The sequence below is a fragment of the Roseivivax halodurans JCM 10272 genome, from assembly GCF_000521785.1.
GTDB lineage: Bacteria > Pseudomonadota > Alphaproteobacteria > Rhodobacterales > Rhodobacteraceae > Roseivivax > Roseivivax halodurans.
In genome coordinates, this window is record NZ_JALZ01000004.1 from 115,592 (window position 1) to 135,317 (window position 19,726).

The 19,726-nt window shown below is 70.0% G+C and carries 19 protein-coding genes; 13 read left to right on the forward strand and 6 right to left on the reverse strand.

Going from position 1 to position 19,726, the window contains the following annotated elements:
- Positions 1 to 25 precede the first annotated feature (25 nt).
- The 7 genes from OCH239_RS23500 (at position 26) to OCH239_RS05655 (ending at position 8,198) form a co-directional block, all read left to right on the forward strand.
- Entirely contained in the window at positions 26 to 724 is a 699-nt protein-coding gene (locus OCH239_RS23500) for an efflux RND transporter periplasmic adaptor subunit (RefSeq protein WP_244430314.1), read from the forward strand.
- Positions 721 to 3,846: an efflux RND transporter permease subunit gene (locus OCH239_RS05630; protein ID WP_037259763.1), complete on the forward strand. Its 3,126-nt coding sequence runs from the start codon at positions 721 to 723 to the stop codon at positions 3,844 to 3,846. Before OCH239_RS23500 ends, OCH239_RS05630 begins: the two co-directional genes overlap by 4 nt.
- Positions 3,847 to 3,919: 73 nt before the next feature.
- On the forward strand, positions 3,920 to 5,536 hold the full coding sequence (locus OCH239_RS05635; RefSeq protein ID WP_037259765.1) for an acyl-CoA dehydrogenase family protein: 1,617 nt from the start codon (positions 3,920 to 3,922) through the stop codon (positions 5,534 to 5,536).
- A gap of 154 nt (positions 5,537 to 5,690) precedes the next feature.
- Positions 5,691 to 6,437 (forward strand): VIT1/CCC1 transporter family protein, encoded by a 747-nt coding sequence (locus OCH239_RS05640; protein ID WP_037259766.1) that lies wholly within the window; start codon positions 5,691 to 5,693, stop codon positions 6,435 to 6,437.
- A gap of 86 nt (positions 6,438 to 6,523) precedes the next feature.
- Positions 6,524 to 6,958: a thioredoxin domain-containing protein gene (locus OCH239_RS05645; protein ID WP_037259769.1), complete on the forward strand. Its 435-nt coding sequence runs from the start codon at positions 6,524 to 6,526 to the stop codon at positions 6,956 to 6,958.
- 2 nt (positions 6,959 to 6,960) lie between these two features.
- Entirely contained in the window at positions 6,961 to 7,869 is a 909-nt protein-coding gene (locus tag OCH239_RS05650; RefSeq protein ID WP_037259771.1) for a DnaJ C-terminal domain-containing protein, read from the forward strand.
- Entirely contained in the window at positions 7,866 to 8,198 is a 333-nt protein-coding gene (locus OCH239_RS05655; protein ID WP_037259774.1) for a chaperone modulator CbpM, read from the forward strand. Before OCH239_RS05650 ends, OCH239_RS05655 begins: the two co-directional genes overlap by 4 nt.
- On the opposite strand, the gene OCH239_RS05660 is transcribed toward OCH239_RS05655, so the two are convergent.
- The 3 genes from OCH239_RS05660 to OCH239_RS05670 all read right to left on the reverse strand — a co-directional run bounded on the left by OCH239_RS05660 (position 8,195) and on the right by OCH239_RS05670 (position 11,711).
- On the reverse strand, positions 8,195 to 9,538 hold the full coding sequence (locus tag OCH239_RS05660; protein WP_037259775.1) for a sodium-dependent transporter: 1,344 nt from the start codon (positions 9,536 to 9,538) through the stop codon (positions 8,195 to 8,197). The two genes, OCH239_RS05655 and OCH239_RS05660, sit on opposite strands and share 4 nt — an antisense overlap.
- 87 nt (positions 9,539 to 9,625) lie before the next feature.
- Positions 9,626 to 9,970 (reverse strand): response regulator, encoded by a 345-nt coding sequence (locus OCH239_RS05665; protein ID WP_037259776.1) that lies wholly within the window; start codon positions 9,968 to 9,970, stop codon positions 9,626 to 9,628.
- Between the two features lie 4 nt (positions 9,971 to 9,974).
- Positions 9,975 to 11,711: a PAS domain S-box protein gene (locus OCH239_RS05670; protein ID WP_037259777.1), complete on the reverse strand. Its 1,737-nt coding sequence runs from the start codon at positions 11,709 to 11,711 to the stop codon at positions 9,975 to 9,977.
- Positions 11,712 to 11,876: 165 nt separating this feature from the next.
- Between OCH239_RS05670 and OCH239_RS05675 the strand changes: the two genes are divergently transcribed.
- The 3 genes from OCH239_RS05675 (at position 11,877) to OCH239_RS05685 (ending at position 15,791) form a co-directional block, all read left to right on the forward strand.
- Positions 11,877 to 14,201 (forward strand): Tex family protein, encoded by a 2,325-nt coding sequence (locus OCH239_RS05675; RefSeq protein ID WP_037259778.1) that lies wholly within the window; start codon positions 11,877 to 11,879, stop codon positions 14,199 to 14,201.
- Between the two features lie 76 nt (positions 14,202 to 14,277).
- The gene (locus OCH239_RS05680) at positions 14,278 to 15,186 is read left to right on the forward strand and encodes a 2-dehydro-3-deoxygalactonokinase (RefSeq protein WP_037259779.1); all 909 of its coding nucleotides are present in this window, start codon (positions 14,278 to 14,280) and stop codon (positions 15,184 to 15,186) included.
- On the forward strand, positions 15,183 to 15,791 hold the full coding sequence (locus tag OCH239_RS05685; protein ID WP_037259781.1) for a 2-dehydro-3-deoxy-6-phosphogalactonate aldolase: 609 nt from the start codon (positions 15,183 to 15,185) through the stop codon (positions 15,789 to 15,791). The genes OCH239_RS05680 and OCH239_RS05685 overlap by 4 nt, the downstream gene beginning before the upstream one ends.
- Before the next feature lie 12 nt (positions 15,792 to 15,803).
- On the opposite strand, the gene OCH239_RS05690 is transcribed toward OCH239_RS05685, so the two are convergent.
- Positions 15,804 to 16,316, reverse strand: a complete 513-nt coding sequence (locus OCH239_RS05690) for a DUF421 domain-containing protein (RefSeq protein WP_037259783.1) — start codon at positions 16,314 to 16,316, stop codon at positions 15,804 to 15,806.
- Between the two features lie 332 nt (positions 16,317 to 16,648).
- On the opposite strand from OCH239_RS05690, the gene OCH239_RS05695 reads away from it, so the two are divergent.
- Positions 16,649 to 16,897: a hypothetical protein gene (locus OCH239_RS05695; protein ID WP_157577811.1), complete on the forward strand. Its 249-nt coding sequence runs from the start codon at positions 16,649 to 16,651 to the stop codon at positions 16,895 to 16,897.
- A gap of 10 nt (positions 16,898 to 16,907) precedes the next feature.
- On the opposite strand, the gene OCH239_RS05700 is transcribed toward OCH239_RS05695, so the two are convergent.
- Positions 16,908 to 17,420 (reverse strand): YgjV family protein, encoded by a 513-nt coding sequence (locus OCH239_RS05700; RefSeq protein ID WP_037259787.1) that lies wholly within the window; start codon positions 17,418 to 17,420, stop codon positions 16,908 to 16,910.
- A gap of 229 nt (positions 17,421 to 17,649) precedes the next feature.
- The gene (gene aroQ, locus OCH239_RS05705; RefSeq protein WP_037259789.1) at positions 17,650 to 18,087 is read right to left on the reverse strand and encodes a type II 3-dehydroquinate dehydratase; all 438 of its coding nucleotides are present in this window, start codon (positions 18,085 to 18,087) and stop codon (positions 17,650 to 17,652) included.
- Between the two features lie 172 nt (positions 18,088 to 18,259).
- Here aroQ and OCH239_RS05710 point away from each other — a divergent pair, with 172 nt between their 5' ends.
- Both OCH239_RS05710 and OCH239_RS05715 read left to right on the forward strand, forming a co-directional pair.
- Entirely contained in the window at positions 18,260 to 18,655 is a 396-nt protein-coding gene (locus OCH239_RS05710) for a methylglyoxal synthase (protein ID WP_037259791.1), read from the forward strand.
- 82 nt (positions 18,656 to 18,737) lie between these two features.
- Complete coding sequence (locus tag OCH239_RS05715; protein ID WP_037259794.1) at positions 18,738 to 19,676, forward strand: 2-hydroxyacid dehydrogenase; 939 nt, start codon at positions 18,738 to 18,740, stop codon at positions 19,674 to 19,676.
- The last annotated feature ends 50 nt before the right edge of the window (positions 19,677 to 19,726 follow it).

Consider the following 19,726-nt stretch of genomic DNA (forward strand, 5'->3'; position numbering starts at 1 on the left):
CGCGAGCCAGCTCCTCGACCGCGGCATCGCCACCGCCGACCGCGTGGCCGAGGCGCGCGCCGCGCTCGCCGCCGCCGAGGCGCAGGTCGCGAGCGCCGAGCAGGCCCTGCGCGATCTCACCATCGTCGCGCCCTTCGACGGAAGGGTCGAACAGCTCGAGATCAACGAGGGCGAATACGTCGCCGCGGGCGACGAGGTCGCGCGGATCGTCGACACCGACCCGCTCACCGTGGCGATCCAGGTGCCGCAGCAATCGCTGAACCGGATCGAGGCCGGGCAGACGGCCCAGGTGCGCTTCATCACCGGCCAGACCCGCGAGGGCACCGTCAGCTTCGTCGGCTCTGCCGCGGCCTCCGAGACGCGCACCTTCCTCGCCGAGATCGAGGTCGAGAACGCCGACGGCGAGATCCCCGCCGGCGTCTCGGCCGAGGTCACGATCCCGACCGGCGACACCCAGGCGCACTTCGTACAGCCGTCGATCGTCTCGCTGTCGCCCGAGGGCGAGATCGGCGTGAAGACGGTCGAGGACGGCACAGTCGCCTTCCACCCGGTCGAGATCGTGAAAACCGAGATCAACGGCGTCTGGGCCACCGGCCTTCCGGATCAGGCCGAGATCATCACCGTGGGGCAGGGCTTCGTCCGCGCGGGCGAGCCGGTGCGCGCGCAGGACGCCGCCAGCGCCGAAGGGCAGGGCGGGGCAGAGACCGCCGAGGCGGGCCGATGAACACCCTCATCGACGCCGCCTTCTCGCGCAGCCGGGTCGTCGTCATCGTCCTGCTGATGGTGCTGACAGTCGGCGCGCTGTCCTACCGCGCCATCCCCAAGGAGGCGAATCCCGAGGTTCCGCTGCCGCTCGTCTACGTCTCGACCTCGGTCGACGGGATCAGTCCGAGCGACGCCGAGCGCCTCCTGCTCGAGCCGATGGAAGCCGAGTTCGGCGCCATCGAGGGGCTCGAGCAGATGTCGAGCGAGGCGACCGAGGGCTTCGCCTCGGTGCAGCTCGAATTCGCCGCGGGCGGGGACATCGACGAGGCTCTGGACAAGGTCCGCGAGGCCGCCGACGCCGTCGAAGGCGATCTGCCGGAGGACGCGACCGACCTCAACGTCACCGAGATCAACACCGCGCTCTTCCCGATCATCACGGCGGTCCTGTCGGGCCCGGTGCCCGAGCGCACGCTCAACGACATCGCCGAGACCACGCAGGACGAGGTCGAGGCGCTGCCCGGCGTGCTCGAGGTCGATATCGGCGGCGCGCGCGAGGAATTCCTCGAGGTGCTGATCGATCCGACGGTCTTCCAGACCTACAATCTCAGCTTCGACACGCTGATCAACCAGCTCCAGCGCAACAACCAGCTCATCGCCGCGGGCGCGATCGAGACCGGCGGCGGGCGCATCGTGCTCAAGGTGCCGGGCCTCATCCAGGACATCGGCGACGTGATGTCGATGCCGGTGAAGGTCGAGGGCGACACCGTCGTGACCTTCGGTGACGTCGCCACCGTCCGCCGCGCCTTCGAGGATCCGACGAGCTTCGCCCGCATCGACGGCCAGCCCGCGCTTGCGCTCGAGGTCACCAAGCGCTCGGGCGCGAACATCATCGACACCGTCGCCGCCACCAAGGACGCGATCGAGACGCTCCGGCAGGACTGGCCCGACAGCGTGCGCGTCACCTACCTGCAGGACCAGTCCGAACAGGTCGAGACGCTGCTCTCGGACCTCGAATCCAACGTCATCGCCGCGGTCATGCTGGTGATGATCGTCATCGTCTTCGCGCTCGGCCTCCGCTCGGCGGTGCTCGTCGGCCTCGCCATCCCCGGCGCCTTCCTCGCCGGGGTCACGGCGATCTGGGCGATGGGCTTCACCATGAACATCGTCGTGCTCTTCGGCCTCATCCTCGTCGTCGGCATGCTCGTCGACGGCGCCATCGTGACGGTCGAGCTCGCCGACCGGCGCCTCTACGAGGGCGACACGCCGCGCAACGCCTACGCGACCGCGGCGAAGCGCATGGCCTGGCCGATCATCGCCTCGACCGCGACAACGCTTTCGGTGTTCTTCCCGCTGCTCTTCTGGACCGGGATCATCGGCGAGTTCATGAAGTACCTGCCGATCACGGTGATGCTCACGCTCACCGCCTCGCTCTTCATGGCGCTGATCTTCATCCCCGTCGTCGGCGGCGTGATCGGCCGCGCGCAGCCGCAGACCGCGGCCTCGAAGCGCACGCTGCACGGCGCCGAGCACGGCGATCCGCGCCAGATCCCCGGGGCGACGGGCGCCTATGTGCGCCTCCTCGAACGCGCGATCCTGCGGCCCTGGGCGACGGTGGTCTTCGCCCTCGCGCTCCTTCTCGGCGGCTTCGCGGCCTATGCCGAGTTCGGCCGCGGCGTCTCCTTCTTCCCGTCCGTCGAGCCCGAGTTCATGCAGGTGCAGGTCCGGGCCCGCGACAACCTCTCGATCTACGAGCGCGACGACCTCGTCCGCGAGGTCGAGCAGCGGCTCCTCGGCATCGAGGGCGTGTCCAGCGTCTATGCCCGCTCGATGATGAGCGGCGGCCAGACCGACGAGGACGTGATCGGCACCATCCAGCTCGATCTCGCCGACTGGGAGACGCGTCCGCCCGCCGCCGAGATCGCCGCCGGCATCCGGCAGGACATGACCGACATCGCCGGTATCGACATCCAGGTCGAGACCGAGAGCGGCGGGCCGAACAGCGGCAAGCCGATCAACCTGCGCGTCTCGGCGGGCGATCCCGAGGCGCAGGCCGCCGCCACCGAGGCCGTGCTCGCCGAGATGGAGCAGGTCGGCGGCTTCACCGACGTCACCGACACGCGGCCGCTGCCGGGCGTCGAGCTCGCCATCAACGTCGATCGGGAGGAGGCCGCACGATTCGGCGCCGACGTGAGCCTCCTCGGTCAGGCGATCCAGCTTTTGACGCAAGGCATCACGGTTACCGACTACCGGCCCTCCGATGCCGACGGCGAGCTCGACGTGCGCGTGCGCTTCCCGAGCGACGAGCGCTCGCTCTCGGAGCTCGGCAACCTGCGGGTGCCGACGAGTTCCGGCCTCGTGCCGATCTCGAACTTCGTGACTTTCGAGCCGGTCGAGCGCGTCGGCGTCATCCGCCGCATCGACGAGCGGCGCGTCACCACCATCGAGGCCAACGTCGCGCCGGGGCTTCTCGTGGCCGACCAGATCTCGGAGCTGCGCGGCGCCCTCGCCGCCGCGGACCTGCCCGAAAGCGCGGATTACGAATTCGCGGGCGAGGCCGAGGACCAGCAGGAATCGATGATCTTCCTCGCCGGCGCCTTCATCTCGGCCATCGTTCTGATGTTCATGATCCTCGTGCTGCAGTTCAACAGCTTCTTCCAGGCCCTCGTCGTCATGAGCGCCATCATCTTCTCGGTCGCGGGCGTGCTCCTTGGCCTCATCGTGACGGGCCGGCCCTTCGGCATCGTCATGGGGGGTGTCGGCGTGATCGCCCTCGCGGGCATCGTCGTGAACAACAACATCGTCCTGATCGACACCTACAACGACCTTCGCCGGACCGGGTCCTCGCCGCTCGAGGCCGCGCTTCGGACGGGCGCGCAGCGCCTCCGGCCCGTGGTGCTGACCTCGGTCACGACAGCGCACGGCCTCCTGCCAATGGTGATCGGGCTCAACATCGACTTCTTCGGCCGCGAGATCGTCTACGGCGCGCCCTCGACGCAATACTGGACCGAGCTCTCAAGCGCGATCGCGGGCGGGCTCGTCGTCGCGACCGTCCTGACGCTGGTGGTGACGCCCGCCATGCTGATGCTGCGGGAAAAGCGCGAAACGCGGGGACAGCCCACGGCGACGGCGCAGCCGGTCTGACGCGCCGTCACGTCGGGCGGCGTTTGGTGGCGCGGCGCGGCACGGGTAGACTGGCCGTCATGGAGGAGGCCCCATGACCCGACCCGAACCCACCGCGCGCCTTGGCACGCACGAGGTGACCAACCAGCCCGCCGCTCCGGGGGATTGCGACCTCTGGGGCGACGATCCCAAGCTCCGCGCGATCGTCGCTGCCGGGGCCGGGCAGGCCGAGGTTCTGGCCGCCTACGGCGCCACCATGGGCACAGAGGAGATGCGCGAGGCGGCGCGCACCGCCAACCGCTCCGGTCCCGAGCTGAAGCTCTTCGACGCGGGCGGCCGGCGCCTCGACGAGGTGACCTTCCATCCCGCCTACCACCGGATGATGACCACCTCCGCCGCCGCCGGTTACCACTCCGTCGCGTGGGAGGAGGCCCCCGGCGGCCATCTCACCCATGCCGCGATGGTCTACCTCGCAAGCCAGATCGAGCCCGGCCATTGCTGCCCGCTGACCATGACCTACGCCGCCGTGCCGGTCCTCCGCGCCAACGGAGCGGACGGCTGGGCCGACAAGCTCGTCTCCCGCGACTACGATCCCGCCGTGCGGCCGCTCGCCGACAAGCGCGGCGCGACGCTCGGCATGGCGATGACCGAAAAGCAGGGCGGCTCGGACGTCCGTGCCAACGCCACGACCGCGACGCGCGACGGCGAGGACTGGCGCCTCACCGGCCACAAGTGGTTCTGCTCCGCGCCCATGTCGGACGGCTTTCTCACGCTCGCGCAGACAGAGGCCGGCCTCACCTGCTTCCTCGTGCCGCGCTGGCTCGAGGGCGGGCGCAACGGCTTCCGACTCCAGCGCCTCAAGGACAAGCTCGGCAACCGCTCCAACGCCTCGGCCGAGATCGAATACGCGGAGGCCCTCGCGCACCGGATCGGCGAGGAGGGGCGCGGCGTGCGCACCATCGTCGAGATGGTGCACCACACCCGGCTCGACACCGCGATGGCACCCGCGGGCCTCATGCGCGCAGCGCTCCGCGAGGCCCATCACTGGGCGGAGCATCGCACCGCCTTCCAGCGCCGCCTCGTCGACCAGCCGCTCATGCGCAGCGTGCTCGCCGATCTCACCCTCGACTGGCTCGGATCGCTGACGCTCGGCCTGCGCGTCGCCCGCAGCTTCGACGATGGCAGCGAGGAGGCGCGCGCCTTCGCCCGGATCGCCGTCGCGCTGGCGAAGTTCCTCTCGAACAAGCTCTGCCCCGGCGTCGTGGTCGAGGCGATGGAGGTGCTCGGCGGCATGGGCTATGTCGACGACACCGCGATGCCGATGCTCTACCGCGAGGCGCCGCTCAACGGCATCTGGGAGGGCTCGGGCAACGTCATCTGCCTCGACGCGCTCCGCACCCTCGCCAAGGAGCCGCTCGCCCGCGAGGCGCTGCAGGCGGACCTCACCGCCGCAAGGGGGATCGATCCCGCCTACGACGCCGCCATGCAGGACCACGCCGCGCGCTGGGGCCGGGACGTTCCCGAGGCCGAGGCGCGCTGGTTCGTCGAACGCTCCGCCACGCTGCTCGCCGCCTCGGTCCTCCTTCGCGAGGGTGACGGCGAGGCCGCGTCGGCCTATGTCCGCACCCGCCTCGGCGGGGAGCGCGGCCGCATCTCCGGCGCGCTCCCCGCAGGGGCGGCCGACCACGTACTCGACCGCAGCTTCGCCTGACGCCGAAACGCCCCTGCCGAGCCGATGGGCGCGTCTTGACCGGTATCAAGGCGCGCCGCACCCGGGTCGACCACCATGAGCCGCCAGCGGCGCGACCGCCGAGGACCAGGCGACACCGGTGCCCTCGGATCGGCGGCACATAAGGGACCCCGGAATGACGCCCCCCGCCACCCATGCGAACACCCCCGAACACGGCCACGCCCCGGCCGAAGTGGCCACGCGGCTCGCGGAGGCGCGGCGGCCCGGCCATCTCGGCGATGCGGTCTACGGCGCCATCGACGGCTCGGTCACCACCTTCGCCATCGTCGCGGGCGTGCAGGGGGCGGAGCTGCCGACCTCGGTCGTGCTGATCCTCGGGCTCGCCAACCTCCTCGCCGACGGCGTGTCGATGGCCCTCGGCAATTACGCCGCCAACCGCGCCGAGGCCGAGGAGGTCTCGCGCCTGCGCGATGTCGAGGGCCGGCACATCGACACGGTGCCCGAGGGCGAGCGCGAGGAACTGCGCCAGATCCTCGCCGCCAAGGGCCTCGCCGGATCGGTGCTCGAGGACGCCGTGAGTCAGATCGGCGCGCGGCGCGAGGCCTGGATCGACCTCATGCTGACCGACGAATACGGCAAGAGCCTCTCGCCGCCGCGCGCCCGCTCCGCCGCGCTGGTCACCTTCGCCGCCTTCGTCGCGGCAGGCTCCGTGCCGCTGTTGCCTTTCGTGATCGGCGTCGCGCAGCCCTTTCTCGTCTCGGTGGCGGCGACCGCGCTCGCCTTCGCCCTGATCGGCGCGCTCAAGAGCCGCTGGACCCTGCGGAGCTGGTGGGGCTCGGGGCTCGAAACCCTCGGCATCGGCAGCGCCGCCGCCTCCGTCGCCTACGCCGTCGGCGCCTTTCTCGGCGGGATCGCCGGCTGATCCGCACGCCGCTTGATTCAGCGCAAGACGTGCGCCCCGAAGCCGCGCTATGGATCGTGTCAGAGATTCCGCGAAAGGCCCGTCCGATGCCCGTCAAACTCGCCTGCCTCGCCTGCGGCCAGGGCAACCGCATCCCCGAGGACCGTCTCGGCGCGTCGCCGAAATGTGGCACCTGCGGCGCGCCGCTCCTGCCCGCAAAGCCCGCCGAGGTCTCGCTCGACATCCTCAGGAAGGCCGCGCGCATGGACGAGCTTCCCCTCGTCGTCGATTTCTGGGCCGCATGGTGCGGGCCCTGCCGGATGATGGCCCCCGAATTCGCCAAGGCGGCGGAGCAGATGCGCGGCCGCGCCCGCTTTGCCAAGCTCGACACCGAGGCGCATCCCGACGCCGGACGGCTCTACAATATCCGCGGCATCCCGCTTCTGGTTGCCTTCCGCGGCGGCCGCGAGATCCGGCGGCAGGCGGGCGTCATGCAGGCGGCGGCGATCGTCGACTGGGCCTCCGCCGAGGCAAAGGCCTGACGATGCCGCACGATCCCTACAAGACGCTCGGGGTGGAGAAGACCGCGAGCCAGGACGAGATCAAGAAGGCCTACCGGAAGCTCGCCAAGACCCTGCATCCCGACCTCAATCCCGGCGACGCGGGCAAGCAGGCGCAGTTCCAGGACGTCGCCGCCGCCTACGACATTCTCGGAGATCCCGAGAAGCGCCGCCGCTTCGACGCGGGCGAGATCGACGCCAGCGGGCAGGAGCGCGCCGAGCCGAAATTCTATCACCAATACGCCAGCCAGGATGCCGGCCGCCGCTACGATCCGCGCGGCGCCCAGGGGTACGAGGACATGTCCGATATCTTCTCAGACCTCTTCGGGCGCGGCTTCCGGCGGGGCGGTGCGATGCGCGGCGCGGACCTGCGCTACAACGTCGACGTCGAGTTCCTCGAGGCCGCCCGCGGCGCGAAACGTGTGCTGACCATGCCCGACGGCAACCGGATCGAGCTTGCGATCCCCGCTGGGCTCAAGGACGGCCAGACCCTGCGGCTGCGCGGCAAGGGCGCGCCGGGGCAGGGTGGCGGTGAGGCGGGCGATGCGCTCGTCACGGTCGGCGTCCGCCCGCACCCCGTCTTCACCCGCGAGGGCAACGACATCGAGGTCGAGCTGCCGATCACCGTCGACGAGGCGGTGCTCGGCGCGCGCATCGACGTGCCGACGATCTCTGGCCTCGTCACGATGACCATCCCCAAGGGCGTCTCCTCGGGACGGCGGCTCCGCCTCAAGGGCAAGGGCATCGCCGCGCGAAGCGGCACGGGCGACCAGAATGTGCGGCTGAAGATCGTGCTGCCCGAGAAGGTGAGCCCCGAACTCGAGGAGCTTGCCCGCACATGGAAGGAGCACGCGGGCTTCGATCCGCGCAAGCAGATGCGGAGGGCGACATGAACCTCGACGAGGAGACCGTGGTCGCGCGGATCGAGCGCCTGACCCTGCACGAGCTGCGCCTCTTCGTGTCCGAGGGCTGGGTGCGCCCGGTCACCGGCCCCGCGGGCCCGGTCTTCGACGAGGTGGACGTCGCCCGCGCGCGCCTCCTCTGCGATCTGCGGCAGGAGATGGAGCTGCCCGAGGACGCGCTGCCGGTGATCCTCACGCTGCTCGACCGCCTGCACGCTGCCCGCCGCGATCTGCGCTGCCTCGCCGAAGCGCTCGCCGAGCAGCCCGAGGCGGTCCGCGCGGCGGTCGTGTCCGCGGCCCGGGCGCGCAGCGGCGCCTAGAGCATCTCGGCGAGGAACACCGCGACAACGCCGAGCGGCGCCACCACGCAGGAGAGCGCCAGCCAGACCTTCGCCCGCAGGCCTGAGAGCCCCAGCTCCTCGAGCACGCCCCGCCGGTTCAGGAACCAGCCCACGAAAAGCACCGCGAAGAAGCCGTTGAGCGGCAGCATGATCTTGCTCGTCAGCCCGTCGAGCGCATCGAAGAGCCCGAGTCCGACCAGCGGCAAGGGCGCGCTCCAGAGGTTGAACGACAGAAGCGCGGCGATCCCGAGCGCCCAGCAGAGCCCGCCGATCACGAGCGTCGAGCCGATCCGCCCGAGGCGCGAGCGCTGCTCGGTGAAGGCGACCGCAGGTTCCAGCAGCGAGATCGCCGATGTCAGCGCGGCGAAGGCGAGCAGCAAGAAGAAGACGAAGCCGACCACAGAGCCGACGGCCATCTGCGCGAAGGCGATCGGCAGCGTCACGAAGATGAGGCCCGGCCCCGCGCTGGTCTCGAGCCCGTTGGCGAAGACGATGGGAAAGATCACGAGCCCCGCCGAGAGCGCGATTACGGTGTCAAGGATCACCACCGTCCAGGCCGCCGACAGAAGGCTCGTCTCGCGCCCGAGATAGGCGCCGTAGGCCATCATCACGCCCGCCCCGACCGAAAGCGTGAAGAAGGCCTGACCCATCGCCGCGATGACCAGCCCGCCGTCGATGCGCCCGAAATCCACCGCGAACATGTATGAGAGAGTCTCGCCAAAATGCCCGGTGGTCGTGCCGTAGAGGACGAGCACCGCGATCAGCACCGCAAGCGCCGGCATCAGCAGCCGCACCGCCGCCTCGAGCCCGCCGGTGACGCCCCGCGCGACGATGGCGATGGTCGCGCCCATGAAGGCCGAATGCCACAGGAGCAGCGTCAGCGGGCTCGCCAGCATGCCCTCGAAGAGCGCCTCGACACCCGAGCCATCCAGTCCCGCGAACGCGCCCGTCGCGGCCTCCACCGTGTAGTAGAGCGACCAGCCGCCGACGACGCTGTAGAACGACAGGATCACCGCGCCGACGATCACCGCGCTCGCGCCGAGCAGCACCCAGGCGCCGCTCCGCCCGTTCGCCGCCGAGAGATCGCGCATCGTGTCGACGGGGTTCTTCTGGCCGCGCCGCCCGATCAGCCATTCGGCCACCAGCACCGGCATGCCGATCAGCACGATGCAGGCGAGGTAGACGAGCACGAAGGCCGCGCCGCCGCCCTCGCCGACCATGTAGGGGAACTTCCAGATGTTGCCGAGGCCGACCGCCGACCCCGCCGCAGCGAGGACGAAGGTCAGGCGCGAGCCCCAATGTGCGGTCCCGGTGCTCATCTCTGGATGTCCTTCTGGCCGGTGCTTCGATCGGCCATGCGCCTAGTGCCTCGCGGCCCGATCGGCAAGCTGGCGCCTCCGCCCGGATCAGCCGGCGAGCGCGGCCCGCAGCTCCGACATCTGCACCGGTTTGCGCAGGAGCACGCTGTCCGCGAGATCCTCGGGCAGGATCGCGCGCGAATATCCCGTCATGAAGATCACCGCGATCCCTTCCGAACGGCAGGCGCGCGCGAAGTCGAACGAGGTCTCGTCGCCGACGTTCACGTCGAGAAGCGCCACCCGGAAGCCTTCGTTCAGAAGCAGCCGGCGCGCATGGTCGAGCGACAGCGCCGGACCGACGACGCCCCAGCCGGCGAGCCTGAGCTCGCAGGACATGTCGAGGGCAATGATCGGCTCGTCTTCGACGACGAGGACCCCGGTAGAAGGTGGCATGGACTCAGAGCCTTACTGTCATCGCCACAACGAGTCCCGTCTCCGAAAAGGTCCGTTCGAGCGTGCCGCCGAGGCTCTGCACCACCATCATGTCGATGAGGGTGGAGCCGAAGCCGAAGGTCGTCGGCTGCGCCGCGGCCGGACCGCCGGTCTCGGTCCAGGCGAGCGCGATCTCGCGACCGCCCTCCCGCCGCCGCACGCTCCATTCGATCGCGATGTGTCCGCCCTCGTGCGACAGCGCGCCGTATTTCATCGCGTTGGTGATCATCTCGTGGAAGACGACGCCGAGCTTGCTCGCCAGCGCCGCGTCGAGCCCCAAATTCGGCCCGTCGAGCGTGTAGGCGCGGCTCCCTTCGGCATAATAGATGGCGAACTGCCCTTCGAGGATCTCCCGCAGGCTGGCCGATCCGGCGGTGTCGTCGAAGATGCTATCATGCGCGCGCGAGATCGCCCTCAGCCGCCCGTCGAAACGCTTGAAGAAGTCCTCGAGCCCGCCCGAATTGCGCCGCGTATGCGAGGCGACCGACTGGATCGAGGCGAGGATGTTCTTCACCCGGTGGTTCAGCTCGTGCACCAGCAGGTCGCGCTGCTCTTCCGCCGCCTTCTGGCGGGTGATGTCCCTGACCGCCGAGATGAAATATTCGACACTGCCGTCGTCCCGGCGGATGCAGCTCACCGTCAGCGTCACCCAGACCAGATCGCCGTTCCGCGCGATGTAGCGCTTGTCCATCTCGTAGGCGTCGCGCTTGCCCTCGATGACCTCCTGAAGCATCCCGACATCCGCCTCGAGGTCCTCGGGATGCGTCACGTCCTGGAACCGCAATCCCAGAAGCTCGGCCTTGGAATATCCGAGCAGGTCGCAGAGGCACTGGTTGACCCGCAGCCAGGTGCCGTCCGGCGCCACATGCGCCATGCCGACGGCGGCGTTCTCGAAGGTGCTGCGGAAGAGCGCCTCGCTCTCGCGCACCACCGACTCGTATTCGGTCCGCTCGGAGAGGTCGTAGAAGTGGCAGACCACCCCGAAGCGCCGGTCCGGCAGGAAGATCCGCTCGAGCCGCCAGTCGTAGGATTCGACCGCGCCGCGATCCCGGCGCAGGCCGGTCGTGTCGTCGCTGCGGAAGCTCTCCCCGGTCTCGAGCGTGTGGCGGAACCGCCCGATGATCTCCTCGGCCATCTCCGCGGGCCAGGCCTCGCGCATGATCGCCGCGTAATCCGTGCCGATCATCTTCTCCAGCGGATCGTCGAAGGCGAGCTTCGCGCCGTCGCTCATGAAGCGGAGCGTCAGATCGGCATCGAGCACGACGATCCCGAACGGGCAGCTGCGCACCACGGTGATGAAGGTCTCGTGCGCCTGTGCGAGCTCCAGCTCCGCCCTGCGCCGGTCGGTGACGTCCGTGGCCGAGGCGACGAGCGCGACGATCCTGCCGTGGGCGCCGCGCTGGGGCGAGATCTGCAGGTCGATGGTCATGGGATCGCCGCCCGCGACGCGGATGTCGGCCTCGAAGCGTTGCGTCTCTCCCGACGCCGCGCCTCCCGTGGCCGCACGCACGCGCTCGCGCAGGACCGGATCGTGGCGGAACCACGGCCCGTCCCAGAGCTTCGTGCCGGCGATGTCGGCATTGACCAGCCCCGACACGTCGAGCCCGGGCTGGTTGACGTCGATCAGCGTGCCGTCCGGGGCGAGGATGCCGATGAAGGCGATGACAGCGTCGAAAACCTCGCCCAATGCCGCGTAAGCCATGGCCCCTCCGGTCCTTCGACCCCACCGAAACGATGGCATCCCGCAAATTCAAAACCAATGAGCCTCTGCAAAGCAAATGGAAACGTCGCGCCGCACAGGCGACCACTTGGCGGCGCAGCGGTCACGGGCTACCAAGGCGCTCCCACGACCTGAGGAGCCGCAGCCTTGAGCCACGCCGAAGACCGCATCCACCGCACCATCGGCACCGAAATCGCCGCACGGCCCGCGCAGGTCGCGGCCGCGGTCAAGCTGCTCGACGAGGGCGCGACCGTCCCCTTCGTCGCGCGCTACCGCAAGGAGGCGACCGGCGGGCTCGACGACACCCAGCTGCGCAACCTCTCCGAACGCCTCGGCTATCTGCGCGAGATGGAGGCGCGGCGCGCGACGATCCTCGGCTCCATCAAGGAGCAGGGCAAGCTGACCGACGCGCTCGCCCGCTCCATCGCGGCAGCCGAGACCAAGGCAGCGCTCGAGGACATCTACCTGCCGTTCAAGCCCAAGCGCCGGACGAAGGCGATGATCGCCCGCGAGAACGGGCTCGAGCCGCTCCTCCGCGGCATTCAGGACAACCGCACCGCCGATCCGCAGAAGCTCGCCGAAGGCTACGTCATCGAGGCGGTTGCCGACACCAAGGCGGCCCTGACCGGCGCCCGCGACATCCTCGTCGAGGAGCTGGCCGAGAACGCCCATCTCCTCGGCCGCCTGCGCGACTTCATGCGCGCCGAGGCGCAGATCGCCGCCCGCGTCGTGCCCGGTAAGGAAGAGGCGGGCGCAAAGTTCTCCGACTATTTCGACCACCGCGAGCCCTGGTCGAAGATCGCCTCCCACCGCGCGCTGGCGATCCTGCGCGCCTCCAAGGAAGAGATCGTCACCGTCGAGATCGCGCCCGAGCCCGAGACCGGCACCGACCGCGCCATCGGCATCATCGCCGCCGAGATCGGCATCCCCGGCGACGGACCGGGCGACCGCTGGCTGCGCGACGCCGCCGCCTGGGCGTGGCGGGTCAAGCTGAGCCTCTCGATGTATATCGACCTTCTCGGAGAGCTGCGCGCCCGCGCCCACGAGGAGGCCATCTCGGTCTTCGCCCGCAACCTCCGCGATCTCCTTCTCGCCGCGCCAGCCGGCGCTAGACCGACGCTCGGGCTCGATCCCGGCCTGCGCACCGGGGTCAAGGCGGCGGTCGTCGACGCCACCGGCAAGGTCGTCGAGACCGCGACGATCTATCCCTTCAAGCCGCGCAGCGACATCCGCGGCTCCGAGGCGAAGATCGTCGACCTCGTGCGCCGCCACGGCGTCGAGCTCATCGCCATCGGCAACGGCACGGCGAGCCGCGAGACCGACCGCTTCGTCGCCGACACCCTGCGCCTGCTCCCTGACGGCCAGCCGCACCCTATCAAGGTCGTCGTCTCCGAAGCCGGCGCCTCGGTCTATTCGGCCTCCGAGCTGGCCGCCCGCGAATTCCCCGACCTCGACGTCTCCCTGCGCGGCGCCGTCTCCATCGCCCGCCGCCTGCAGGACCCTCTCGCGGAGCTCGTGAAGATCGAGCCGCAATCCATCGGCGTCGGCCAGTACCAGCACGACGTCGACCAGCGGCGGCTGGCGAAAGCGCTCGATGCCGTGGTCGAGGACGCGGTGAACGCCGTCGGCGTCGATCTCAACACCGCCTCCGCCGCGCTCCTGAGCCACGTTTCGGGCCTCGGCCCGCGGCTTGCGGAAGCCATCGTCGCCCACCGCGACGCCGCCGGCGCCTTCGGCTCGCGCAAGAGCCTCAAGGAGGTCTCCGGCCTCGGCCCGAAGGCCTTCGAGCAGGCGGCCGGCTTCCTGCGCATCCGCGACGGCGCCGAGCCGCTCGACGCCTCGTCCGTGCACCCCGAAGCCTACGGCGTCGCGCGCCGGATCGTGAAGGCCTGCGGGCGCGACCTCCGCGGCATCATGGGCGACGGCGCCGCGCTCAAGGGCCTGAACGCGGAGGATTTCGTCGACGACCGCTTCGGCCTGCCGACCGTGCGCGACATCCTGTCGGAACTCGAAAAGCCCGGCCGCGACCCGCGCCCCGGTTTCAAGACCGCGTCCTTCACCGACGGCGTCGAGGACATCAAGGATCTCAAGCCCGGCATGCGGCTCGAAGGGACCGTGACCAACGTCGCGGCCTTCGGCGCCTTCGTCGACATCGGCGTGCATCAGGACGGGCTCATCCATGTCAGCCAGCTCGCCGACCGCTTCGTGAAGGACCCCCACGAGGTGGTGAAGGCTGGCGACGTGGTGACCGTCCGCGTCACCGAAGTGGACATTCCCCGCAAGCGCATCGGCCTGTCGATGAAGAAACAGCAGGACGGCGGAGCGCGTCCCTCGGCCCCGCCGGCACGCGGCAAGCCCGACCAGCCCCGCGGCACCCCGGGCGGCGGCAAGGGCAGGGCCCCGAAGCCCGCCCCCGAGAGCGGCAGCGCCTTCGGCGACGCCCTGCGCGACGCGATGCAGAAGAAGCGGTGAGGATGCCCGGCGCGACCTTGCGCGGCGCCGCGAGACTTGAAAGGACAGGCATGACGCACCGTGACCGGAGCCGCCGATGACCGAACCCGACTGGATCGCCGTCGACTGGGGCACCTCGAACCAGCGCGCCTGGCTCATGGACGGCACAGGCCGCGTGATCGACCGCCGCGCCTCGGACCGCGGCATGAACACGCTCGCCCGCGCCGATTTCGAGGGCGCGCTCCTCGACCTCGTCGGCGACGCGCTGCCCGCGATGCGCGAGACCCCCGTGATCGTCTGCGGCATGGCCGGATCGCAGCAGGGCTGGGCCGAGGCACCCTACCGCAAGGCCCCCTGCGCCCCGCCGGGCCTCGCCGAGGCGACGCGCGCCCCCACCACCGATCCCCGGATCACCGTCCGCATTCTGCCCGGCATCCGGCAGGACCGCCCGGCGGACGTTATGCGGGGCGAGGAGACGCAGATCAAGGGCTTCCTCGCCGCGCATCCGTCCTTCGACGGCGTCATCTGCCTGCCCGGCACGCACACCAAATGGGTGCAGATCAGCGCGGGCGAGGTGGTGAGCTTCCGCACCTTCATGTCGGGCGAACTCTACGCGCTTATCGCCGGGCAGTCGGTCCTGCGCCACACCCTCGCGGACGGCTGGGACGACAAGGCCTTCGACGCCGCCGTGTCCGAGGCCATCTCGAACCCCGCGATGACCGCCGCAACACTCTTCTCCCTCCGCGCCGAGGCGCTCCTGCACGAGCTTCCCGGCGCCAGCGCCCGCGCGCGGCTCTCGGGCACGCTGATCGGGCTCGAGCTTGGCGGCGCGCGGCCCTACTGGCTCGGCCAGCCGATCATGCTCGCCGGCGAGGGCGGGCTCGCGACCGCCTATGCCGCGGCGCTGAAGGCGCAGGGCGCGGAGGTGACGCCCCTCGCGGTCGAGGACCTGACGCTCGCCGGTCTCGCCGCCGCGCATGCAGAACTCAAGGGAGGCACGTCATGAGCCGAGAGATCATCGCCATCCTGCGGGGCATCACGCCGCCCGAAGCCGTCCCGGTGGCCGAAGCGCTCATCGACGCGGGCATCACCAAGATCGAGGTCCCGCTCAACTCTCCCGATCCCTTCGACAGCATTGCAGCGATGATCGCGGCCGGCAGCGACCGCGCCACGATCGGCGCCGGCACCGTGCTGAAGGTTGACCAGGTCCAGAGGCTTGCGGATCTCGGCGCGCGGATGATCGTGTCGCCCGATTGCAATCCGGAGGTCATCGCTGCGACGAAGGAGGCCGGCATGGCTTCCTATCCCGGCGTCTTCACCGCAACCGAGTGTTTCGCCGCGATCCGCGCCGGGGCGGACGGGCTCAAGTTCTTCCCCGCCTCGCTGCTCGGTCCGGACGGGATCAAGGCGCTCTCCGCCGTCCTGCCGCCCGAGATTGCGACCTACGCCGTCGGCGGCGTCGGAGCGGGAGATTTCGAGGTCTGGCGCCGCGCCGGCATCACCGGCTTCGGCATCGGCTCGGCGCTCTACGCGCCCGGGACCTCGGCCGAGGACGTGGCCGTCCGCGCCGCCGATCTCGTCACGGCCTGGGACGCCACCGAGAAAACGTAAGTCGCGCGCGGGCTACGTCGTGCCCGGCAGGTCGGGGGCGCGCTCCGCTCCGGCGATGACGGAGAACGAGCCGTCCGATTCAAGTACGATGGCGTCGATCGCGTCGAGTTCGGCATGTCCGCCGGTCCGGGCCACGGTGCGCAGCTCCGCGGGTGTGATCCGGGCCTGCCGCATTGCCTTCGGCAGCATCTCGCCCCCGCGCAGCACTAGCGTCGGTTCCGACCGGACCGTCCGCGCGAAGGCCTTCGAATGCACCGAGCCCAGCGTCACCCCGTATTGCAGGGCAATGAGCAGCACCAGCGCGAGCGCGCCCTCCGCCAACGGGACATTCTCGCTCAGCAGGATCGAGGCGAGGCAGGAACCGAACGCGACCGTGATGACGAGATCGAAGGCGTTGAGCTTGGCCAGCGTCCGCTTGCCGGACACGCGCAACGACACGACGAGAAACGCATAGGCCAGCGTCCCGACGACGAGTGTCCGGACCAGACCGCTCCAGCCCTGAAAAAACATCTCCGACCAATCCATGCGCACCTCCTTATGCCGGGGTTCAACGACACGGACGCCTTTCCGGGTTCCGGACCGGCGGCCCGGCTGCCGCCCCGTGAGACCTCCCGTCGCTGCAATGCCCGCGAAGCGCACGCATCTCGCTGCTTTGCAGAGCCGCACGGCACCCGCCAAGGGGCCGTTCTTGCTCACAAGATCACAAACCATGACGGGATCGATGCTATGCGAGACTCGCGGGGCGTGTATGTGTAAACTTCCCGTGACACTCTGGGAGGAGGCACGGAATGATCGGTCTGATCGTACAGCCGAACCAACGCGACGGATGCAGCGCGGCCGGCGGAGAGCCGCGTTCCATGAGCCTTCCCAGTGCCGGACCCGATACCGGCGAGGAGGAGCCTGCCATGCCGAGACCGCCCCGAAGTCCCGTTGATCGCACACGTGCCGAGTCCTCGAGCGAGGCCAATGCGCAGGGCGATCCGGGCGTTGTCGTGCCGTTCCCGAAGGCTCGCGTGGCGGTGGCGCCCGCGCTGTCCCGCGCCGCACTCGAGGAGCTGGCCTTTTCCGCGCTCCTGACGGTCTCCGCCCGCCATCGCGAGGCGTGAGGCGCGCGCCTTAGCGCGCCGCGACGCGCGTCTGCACGCCGAAGCTCCGGACCGCCAAGGCGCCGAGCGCGAGCCCCGTGCTCACCACCGCGAAGACGCTGCCGATGCTCCAGGCATGGGCCAGCCACAGCACCTCGCCGATCACCACCAATCCGGTCAGCATGTGGCGCGTGCAGTAGCAGACGCCGGTGTTGATGAAGAATGCCCCGAGGATCGGCAGGAGGGCCCGCCCGTCCGTCTGCCCCATCGCGACCGAGACGAGCGCCGCCGCCGCGACGGTCACGTTGACCAGCCAGGCGGCGCGTCCGAGCCGGGACAGACCGAGCATCCGGGCCCCGATCATGACCATGGCGATGACCAGCATCGACGCGCCGGCGGCGTCGCCGAGCGCCAGGAAATGCCCGGCCCAGGCGCCGCAGCAGAGAAGGTTCAGCCGCCGCAGCAGGACGTCGTCGGGCAGGGCGTAGCTCGTCACCCCGGAGAGGAGCGCCAGCGACCCCAGAAGGGCGGCGAGTGTGGACATGTCGGTGTGATCGTCTCGTGGCGCCGGGCAGGCGGATCTTGCGGGAAACCGTCTCGCCGGATGTGACTCGCCGGAAACGGATGAATTCGTTACGGTTTCACGTAATCCGGGACGAGCCGTCCCGTCGATTGCGCATCGGACTACCCAATCCTATCCGCTCGGATAGGTTGCGGCTTCAAGGGCCGGATACCTTCTGAAAGACGAATGTGATCCGGGGCGCGTGGTCGGGTCAGCCGCGGCCGATCAGGGTGCAGACCCGCCGGGTCGCCGCCTCGTATCCCTCGATCCCGAGCCCCGCGATCACGCCGTCGGCCCGCGCCGAGACGTAGGAATGGTGTCGGAAGGCCTCGCGCTTGTGCACGTTCGAGATGTGCACCTCGATCACCGGCCCGTCATAGGCGTTGAGCGCGTCGAGAATGGCGATCGACGTATGGGTGAGGGCGCCCGGATTGATTACGATCCCGGCCGCCTCGTCCCGCGCCTCGTGGATCCAGTCGATGATCTGCCCCTCGTAGTTTGATTGCATGAGCCGCACGTCCACGCCCTCGGGGCAGGCCTTGCGACAGCGCGTCTCCACATCGGCGAGCGTCTCGTGGCCGTAGATCCCCGGCTCGCGCTTGCCGAGAAGGTTGAGGTTGGGACCGTTGAGAATGAAGATCGTGCGCATGCGGGTAAACCTCGGGGGGTGGTAAGACTTCGCCCTTCCTAGCGGCCCCGCACGCGCAGGCGCAATCGCCGCGGCCCCCGTGCTCGGAGTGTCGTGGCCCTCCTGCCGCGCTTGACCGAGGCCCGCCCGCCTCGCTACCGCTGGCAGATGCGGCACGGCAAGGGGACACGGCATGACCGACACGGGACAGGGCGCACGGATCGCGCTCGTCGCGCATGACGCGCAGAAGGAGGCCATCGTCGACTGGGCGCGCCAGAACCGCGCGCGGCTCGAGCGCTTCGAGATCTGCGCCACCGGCACCACGGGCGGGCGGCTGTCGGACGAGGCCGGGCTCGAGGTCCACCGCCTGCTCTCGGGCCCGCTCGGCGGCGATGCACAGCTCGGCGCGATGATCGCCGAGGGCCGGCTCGCGGCGCTCTTCTTCTTCATCGACCCGCTCGCGGCGATGCCCCACGACGTCGACGTGAAGTCGCTGCAGCGGCTCGCGACGCTCTACGACATCCCGCTCGCCTTGAACCGCGCCACGGCCGACGCGGTCCTCGCCCATATCGTGGGCGGCGCGGACTGAGCGCGGCTGGCGCCCTTGCATTGACGCCGGGCGCGGGCGCCGCCACTTTCCGGCAACCCCGGAAGAGGAGGATCCCGCGCCCATGACCGACGTCGCCGCCATCGGCAATTTCAAGGACCACGAGCGCGCGGAGCTCACCGCCGCCTTCGACCCCATCCACCTCACTCGCCTCGCGGAGCTTCAGGACGTGGATCCCGGAACCCGCGAGGGCCTCCGCGCCATCGCCTACAAGGGCCACGTGCCCTTCGGCGCGGCCGAGATGGATCTTGTGCCGTCGCTCGGCCTCATCGCCAATTACGGCGTCGGTTTCGATGCGATCGACATCGGTGAGGCTCAGGCGCGCGGCATCCGCGTCACCAACACGCCGGACGTGCTGAACGACGACGTCGCCGACCTCGCCATCGGCCTCTGGCTCATGCAGCGCCGCGAGATGGAAGCCGCGAGCCGCTGGGCGCGCGACGGCCACTGGGCCGAAAAGGGCGAGTTCCGGCTCGTCACGCAGGCGAGCTGCGGCACCGCGGGCATCCTCGGGCTCGGCCGCATCGGCCGCGAGATCGCGGACCGCCTCGCCGCCTTCAAGATGGAGATCCACTACACCTCCCGCACCGAAAAGGAGACGCCGGGCTGGACCTTCCACGAGGATCCGGTGGCGCTCGCCCGTGCGGTCGACACGCTTTTCGTCGCGCTCGTCGGCGGCCCCGAGACCGAGAACGCGGTCTCGAAGGACGTGATCGAGGCGCTCGGACCGACAGGCGTGCTCGTCAACATCTCGCGCGGCAGTACGGTGGACGAGGCGGCGCTTCTGGATGCGCTCGAGGACGGACGTCTCGGTGGCGCGGGCCTCGACGTCTTCCGCGGCGAGCCCGCCATCGATCCGCGCTTCTACGAGATCCCCTCGGTGGTGATCCAGCCGCACCAGGGCTCGGGCTCCGTTGCGACCCGCGCCGCCATGGCCAAGCTCCAGCGCGACAACGTCGCGGCCTTTCTGCAGGGCGACGATCTGCTGACGCCGGTGGTCTGAGCGGGAGGAGCGGCTGCCGCCGGCGGGGGCGCTGCCCCCGCACCCCCGGA